The following is a 4,316-nucleotide window of genomic DNA, read 5'->3' as shown; positions in this document are numbered from 1 at the left end:
GGAGTGGTGATCCCAAGTGTATTTAAACGCTTTGAAAGTAAGGTGTAGTCAGGGCATCGCAAGTGGGGCCTTCCAAATAACAGGAGTAAATTGTCGATAAAGCCCTGCGTTTGCCGTAAAGGCAGTTTAAAAACCATTCTTAGATGATGGCATGCTTCAATAGTACTGTTTGGATACTTAACACTAGAGCCGGTGCCATCATAGCTTCGCTCATCAAACTGCCAATTATTTAAGATGTCCTCATATAACCAGATATCAATACGCCCTCTATTTCTGAGTGAGTTCGTATATTGCGTAGAATTGCTAATACGATAAACGGGCTTCTTGAAGTAATGGCGTTTGCGATGATTATGCTTGTTGGGGTCTAAGGTGCAACGGAACGAAAAACTATGATAAGGGTTCAGCTGTGTCCTGTGCCACATCCCGCAATGGCCTCAGCTCTCCATTTTTTACTTCTTTTGGAATGATAAACGTGTACTTGCCATTCATGTTTATGTGGCTGAAAAGTAAAGGTAATGCACGACTTAAGTCATCTGAATTGATATTCATGCATTCTTGTTGAAGTTGGTCAACCACTTGCTGCATGTACAAGGCATTCCAATACACTATCACATTGAGCATTAGTCCTAAGGCTCCCAATTGATCTTCCTGACCCTCTCTGTATTTTTGCCTCATTTCTCCACGACGTCCGTGAAAAACTTCCCTGGCTAAGTTATGTCTTCCTTCAACCCTATTTAGCTGCTTTAGAATCATACGTCTTTTTTCTATATCATCGATGTACGTTAAAAGATGAATAGTTTTGTCTATTCGGCCAATCTCAGCAATCGCCCTAGCCAAAGAGCTTTAATTACTGCCTGATTGTAAAACCCTCATCGCATCTCGGGCAGACAACTTACCTAACTGAAGAGATCCAATAAAACGTAGGACATCTTCCCATTGAGGCGTAATCTTATTCAATCGGATCCGGTTGGTAGAGACTGCATTAAGCTCACCGTAATCTGCCTCAGGATCAACTCTCCATAAACGCTGACCACCTAAATCAGCGAGTCTCGGGCTAAATCGGTAACCCAATAACCGAAACAAACCAAAAACGACATCACTATAAGAGCCTGTATCAGTCATAATCTCAGAAGGTTGAATCTCTGTTTGCTGTTCAAGAACTAAAGCTAATAAGCTTAGGCTGTCTTTCAGCGTTCCTGGTACAGGAATATCATTTAAACCAATCAATTTATCTGACAGTAAGTTATTCCAAGTTAGCCCTTTCTTTTGAGGAAAGTACTTGGGGTTAGGGCCTGCATAAAGCGTTTTTACGGCAACAATAAACCTCAATCCATCTGCGGCAGCCATTGTTCCATCACCCCATGATTTGACAATCGGCAGTTCGTTGTAAGCATTGACGAGTATGGCATTCGCTTTTGTGATCGTTTCATCTCGAATATAGTTCTGGGATACCCATGATAATCTATCCCTCTTCAAAGCTCTTACATCTGGTTGAATCAAAGGTTCAAAGCCAGTATTGCACGCCTCAGCCATCAACACGGCGCATAAACTAATATCGATATCATCCGCTCTCGCTGATTTTTCGGAGATATGAGTCAGGGCTTCTGTAAAGTGTGTCCTGTTTGCTACTTCCAATATCAATTCCGGTAGCTCAATACGAGGCAGCCTTTTACTGAATAACTTTCTAAGATGTTCCAGAGAAGGCGGTTCTTCGTCTTTCTCCAATGGAGTGAGCTTGAGGCGTTCATCTTCTATCGTAATATCAGGGTTGGAATGAAACCTTTGAGCAACAGCTCGGTAAGTACAGTCCAACTCGGATACTAAGTTTTGTATTGTTGTTGCTGGATCCATTGAAATACCAAGCGCTCGACATATCATAGGCTTGCTTTGATGCCATTCGTCACCAGTTAACAGATCTTTTTGAGGGTCAGCATACCGCCAACTTGGCTCAATAAAAATATCTCGTCGTTTCAGCGACTTAAGGGTATTATCGACCGTACTAAATGTATAGGCGTGAAAGTTAAACGTCTGTCCATCTTTCCCCATAACTAAGGGCATCCATCGCTTACTCACAGACTCTAACGGCGCTGAACCTTTCACTTTTCCACGCACCATATTGGAAGACATCCAATCTAAAGCTTCTAATACTTGTTTGGCTCCTGCATTACCTTGAAATTGTACTTGAGCTAATAATTTAGGGAGGAATATACGGAGAGTTCGATACTTTTCGTCCAGCTCTTGGAAGAACACTTTATCGTGAGGACGTGTTAGTTCTGTTACTTTACTGACGGCTCCTGAGATTTGTTGTGGTGAGAGCTGGGCAAAAATTGCTGCTCGGAGCTCACTTTCTGGCACAGTGTCATCAAGAACGAGTTGACCTAGCTTCGCTAGTTGTAAGGCCGCATCGTCCATATCCTTAAGATTTCTTTGACGATTCTGTTTATAAGTACGGTCGGCGTTATTAAAAATCTCTTGAATAATGGACTCAAAAATAACCAGAATATCGTCTTGAATTGACGCTTCTAAGCTGGCCATCAGAGCTCGTAAAATGACCAGTTTCTTCAGGTGACTCATACGCCGCAGTGCTGCCACTTTGGCTGTGGAGGCGTAGCGCGATAGCAATTTAATTCGAACGATAGGAATGTTTTTCTTGAATTGCCAGGGGAAATGATACTTTCTAACGTCAATAAGCCTTTGTATTTCCTTATTTATCGTTTTACTACTGGCACTAACAGGCGACGTTCTCAGCTTTTCTAAAATACTCAACCTTTGGTTTGGTTGGGGGAGCAATAATTCCAACAATTGATCTTGTTGCTCAAGGGTAAGATCAGAAACAAGAATTCTCCATATGCGCTTATCTACTCTTGCTCTCAGTTTGGAGATAAATCGCTCTAAGGTGCTACGCCCGGGAAGTATTACTTTGTGCGCGATGAGCCAATATTGTGCTTTTTCAAACAAAACTTTAGGGCGATCAATGCCACTCCAGCATAAAGCATATAACCAGCGACAAAAGTAGAAAACAATCCTACCTTCAGATAAGTCAGCGTATCCGTAGTAGTCTCGTATTTGCTGAATATGATGCCATCGTTGACTGCCATTTAAATAGCGTTGATAGTCAACTTTTTCGTGGAGATTTAATTGCTCTTGCAATGTTTCAATCACCACGTCTGGTACGTCAAATGGTTGCTTGATAAACAACCCTAAATAACGCAATGTTGATAGTTGTAATGCAAAGCCCAAACGATTGTGAGCCCCACGTTTTTCAGAAATGAGCTCTAAGTCCAAATCATCAAGGTGGAAACACCGAGATAGATCTTGTGATGTTGGTGGCTGACAATAGCTTCCATAACTATCATGTTGATGTTCCAAAAAATCTACTGGCATAGACTATAACTTCCCTTGATTGTACAAAGCCCATATCCGCTTCACCTGACTGATGCTGCAAGCTGTCACTGACGCTGTTTTGCTAATAGTCATACCTGACTTTCTAAGCGCTATAATTTGTTGGTGAATATCGGTATTAGCTTGACGACCTTTGTATTTACCGCGCTCTTTAGCCAATTCAATACCTTGCCGCTGCCTTTCTTTTCTTGTCTCATAATCATCCCTCGCCATTTGTAATGCTAACTTAAGCAAAAGCTCTTGAATTGATTCAATGACTATTTTGGTTACTCCGTCTGAATCAGGTATCAGCTCCGTTAGATCAACGAGGCCAGGTACACTTAACTTGGCGCCTTTATCACGAATAGAATCAACGAGTTTTTCAGCTTCGGGAAGTGGAAGTCGACTGATCCTATCTATCTTTTCTGCGACAACAATTTCACCTGGTTGAAGGTCACCAATAAGACGCAGTAGTTCAGGGCGATCAGCTCGGGCTCCTGAAGCTTTTTCTTTATAAACACCGGCCACATAATACCCAGCAGTAATAGCATCAGTATAAATTTGATTTTGTCGTTCAAGATCTTGCTGAGAATAACTTACGCGGATGTACAACCTTGCGATTTTCATAGATGGGTAGCCAAGTAAGGTATAGATCATTTGGCCTAGTGTATAAGGGTGGCTAAAAATAAGGAATAGGGATTTAAATTGGCTAGGTTATTTTTGGCTACTTAAATTAGCCATTTGGACTAAAAATCACATTTTGAGAGTGGAGGTAGGAGCGGCAACAAATTCCTTATCATAGTTTTTCGTTCCGTTGCACCTTAGACCCCTTCACCCTCTATTTAACGTAAGCGATCAATATAAGACGGATTCCTTGAGGGGCAACGTTTAGATAATCTCAGAACAAATCCCATTCTGAGAACATCCTATGACTA

General features: G+C 41.7%; 2 protein-coding genes and 1 pseudogene. All 3 read right to left on the bottom strand.

Annotation, left to right across the window (positions count from 1 at the left end; all coding sequences use genetic code 11):
• The coding region (locus L2748_RS24680) for a transposase (protein WP_420833313.1) at positions 1-422 on the bottom strand (422 nt) is incomplete at its 3' end.
• Positions 388-3,384: pseudogene (locus tag L2748_RS23185) on the bottom strand (Tn3 family transposase). The pseudogene L2748_RS23185 and the gene L2748_RS24680, both read right to left, overlap by 35 nt.
• 3 nt (positions 3,385-3,387) lie before the next feature.
• Positions 3,388-4,008, bottom strand: a complete 621-nt coding sequence (locus L2748_RS23180; protein WP_220783436.1) for a recombinase family protein — start codon at positions 4,006-4,008, stop codon at positions 3,388-3,390.
• Between the last annotated feature and the right edge of the window lie 308 nt (positions 4,009-4,316).

Source organism: Shewanella sairae (genome assembly GCF_023283535.1).
GTDB lineage: Bacteria > Pseudomonadota > Gammaproteobacteria > Enterobacterales > Shewanellaceae > Shewanella > Shewanella sairae.
The sequence above is the reverse complement of the archived record's forward strand: the minus strand, read 5'-3'. Positions and strand labels throughout refer to the sequence as shown.